The 2,837-nt window shown below is 53.5% G+C and carries 3 protein-coding genes; 1 reads left to right on the top strand and 2 read right to left on the bottom strand.

From position 1 onward, the window contains the following. Positions 1-490 (bottom strand): alanine racemase (locus Q7O77_RS16615; protein WP_304169831.1); only part of this gene is annotated, 490 nt, incomplete at its 3' end. A 323-nt stretch (positions 491-813) separates the two neighbouring features. On the opposite strand from Q7O77_RS16615, the gene Q7O77_RS16610 reads away from it, so the two are divergent. After that, entirely contained in the window at positions 814-1,830 is a 1,017-nt protein-coding gene (locus Q7O77_RS16610; RefSeq protein WP_304169829.1) for an acyltransferase, read from the top strand. Positions 1,831-1,920: 90 nt separating this feature from the next. On the opposite strand, the gene Q7O77_RS16605 is transcribed toward Q7O77_RS16610, so the two are convergent. Next, positions 1,921-2,837, bottom strand: a 917-nt coding sequence (locus Q7O77_RS16605) for a histidinol-phosphate transaminase (RefSeq protein ID WP_304169827.1), incomplete at its 5' end; no start/stop codon positions are given.

The raw sequence follows: 2,837 nt of genomic DNA, 5'->3' as shown, positions 1-2,837 counted from the left end.
CGCCCGCGTCACCATGCGGATCCACGCCCACTCGGCCCAGCCCCACATCGACCTTCACATATACCGTCACGGGATCGCTGCCTTGTTCCCGCACCGCGCGAGCGATGGCTTCGACCCCCAACGGTTCGGCGGCGATAAAAGACACCCGCGCCCGGCGATAGGCGGCTTCGACCAGCAGCTCGCGGATGCTCTCGGGAACAATCACCGGGTAGGCCAGCAGAACATCCTCGATGCCGCCCTCGATAAAGGCGACGCCTTCACTCGGTTTGGACACCGTAATCCCTACCGCGCCCGCCGCGATCTGCCGACGGGCGATAACGACGCTCTTGTGCGTTTTAACGTGGGGTCGCAGGCTGACGCCCGCCGCGTCCGCTTTCAGCTGCATCTGCCGTAGATTCCGCTGCAAACGTAGATCGTCAATCTCGATATACGGCGTCAATCTATCGTCGCGGTATGGCCGCAGGTAATCCGATCCCCGATTCTGGCGCATGGCAACACTCCTGATGATGAAGAAACAAACGGCGACGGGTCGAAAGCCCGTTCGACGGGTGACGACGCAGCCCGGGTTCACGTCGGCGACCGCTTCGTCCCGATAGCAATACCTCATCCGTCGATAGGGTGAAAGCAAAACTGATACTGACGGCAGAATGTCATATGCGCAGACGAAATGGTTGGCGACAATCGCGATGCCGGGAAATAGAGATAATTCTGTTTATGATTAGAAAGCGTAGTATTTCGTTGAGAATGAAAATAGCTTCACCTACTCTGAGCCACTGAAATAGCCCCGACCCACTGAGTTTCAGAGTATTAACTATGAACAAAAAACTGAGCTATATACAGTACTTGCGTGGTATTGCCGCCGTCATGGTTATTTTCGCGCACACCACAACGGCCATTTACGATGGTGGTATTCAAAATGGATATCGACTCGAAGACCTCGGCTCGTTGGGCGTCTATATATTTTTCATTATCAGCGGTTTTATCATGATGAAAGCCACGTATAAAAAAACGTGGTCGCCGCAAGAAGCGAAAACCTTTCTGATCCACCGATTCAACCGGGTGATTCCCCCTTATTGGTTCTGGACAACCGCGCTGCTGGCGCTGTGGTTTGCCGGGCTGGCGTTGAAGAGCCACCATTTCGATATGGGCAAAATTCTCAGCTCTTACCTGCTGTTACCGCGCATCGGCGAGGACGGACGTATCAATCCGATCTTGTCTCAGGGATGGACGCTGATTTACGAAATGTTTTTTTATTGCCTGTTTGCGGTGTGTATTTTCTTCGGTAAGAAAAACCGTATATTGCTGACCCTGTCGTTCTGTTTCCTGCTTTCATATCTCATCGGGAAATGGCTCCCGGCGGATACGGGCGCCAGCCTATTATTGACCAATCCTATTTTGCTGTATTTTCTGGCGGGGATGGTTATTTTCTTTTTGTCCGAGCGACTGACCGTGAAAAACGGGTTTTTATTATCCACAATGATTCTGGTTATTTACCTGATTTGTCGTCTATTCCAACCCACCTGGCTGCCTGTTATTTTTTATATCAGCCCTATTTTCATTGTCCTGTTTTCCGCCTGCTCTCTGGAAGGATGGACCTCCCGCGCATTAATGCTGATCGGCGATGCGTCCTATTCGATTTATTTGGCGCACGGGTTCGTCACCATGACGCTGTCCATGTTGATGAAAAAGCTGTCCGTCAGTGACATCAATCAGACGGCGGTGATTATTTTGACCACGCTGGTTGCGCTGGCCGTCGGGATTATTGCCTACCGAGTGGTGGAAAAACCGCTGACCGCGCTCATCCCCAACAAGCGCCCCGTCAAGGCCTGATGAACCTCGGCGACGAGGTTCGGCGGGAAACAGAGTGATGACGTCAGATGCGGTATCGCCCAGCCGTATCTGACGCCTCTCAATAAACGGCTACAGCCACCCCTTTGTTCTGAACTCCCGCATCAGCTTGGTAAAGGTGTGCATTTCTTCCGGCGTGCCCATGGAAATGCGGCACCAGTCAGTGGCAGGCGGGAAAGCGCGGCCAATCAAGATGCCGTGTTCTTTCATGCGCTTCTGATACCCCTCCAACGGCACCTTGATACGATGGAACAGGAAGTTAGCCTCTGACGGCAAATACTCCAGGTCCAGGGACTTCAAGGTATCGATCAGGATCTGACGGGACGTATCGATGGTTTTCTTGCTGTAGTTAATGAAGGCTTTGTCGTCGAGCGACGCGCTGGCGGCCGCAATCGCACAGTAGTTCAGCGATTCTGACGTGTTGTAGTTCGCCATCTTCGCCAGCAGTTCGGGATTGCCGATCGCATAGCCCGCGCGCATACCGGCCATCGCAAAGATTTTCGAGAACGTCTTCAGCAGGATGATGTTGTCGTACCCTTCGCGGATCAGCCCGTCCACCGAGCGGAAGCGTGAGTCGTTGACGAACTCGGCGTAGGCTTCATCCACCAGAAACAGCGTGTCCTTCGGTTTGCTTTTGATCCACGGTTCGATCTGGTCCGCAGGCGTGATGGTGGCGGTAGGGTTGTTGGGGTTGACGATGTAAACGATGGTCGGACCGTCATAGGCGGCGACGGCTTTTTTCATCGCCTCAATATCAAACTTCCAGCCCGGCAGCATGGGCAGCCGAACGATATTCATCCCCATGATTTTGGCGTACTTAGGGCCGCCTTCGTAGGTCAGTTCGGGGATAACCAGCTGAGTTTTCGACGTGGCCAGAGCCTCAAAGCTGGAACGAATGCCCTCGCAGGAGCCTTGCAGCATCAGCACTTTGCTTTTATCCACGCCGTGCAGTCCGGCGATTTTTTCCTGCAGCTGACCTTCTTCCTTGT

This window comes from Lonsdalea britannica (genome assembly GCF_946477055.1).
Taxonomy (GTDB): domain Bacteria; phylum Pseudomonadota; class Gammaproteobacteria; order Enterobacterales; family Enterobacteriaceae; genus Lonsdalea; species Lonsdalea britannica_A.
This window is presented reverse-complemented; position numbering and strand designations above follow the sequence as displayed.

Coding starts and splice junctions, on each gene's coding strand:
- Q7O77_RS16610 (WP_304169829.1), top strand. CDS start 814: ATGAACAAAAAACTGAGCTATATACAGTACTTGCGTGGTATTGCCGCC.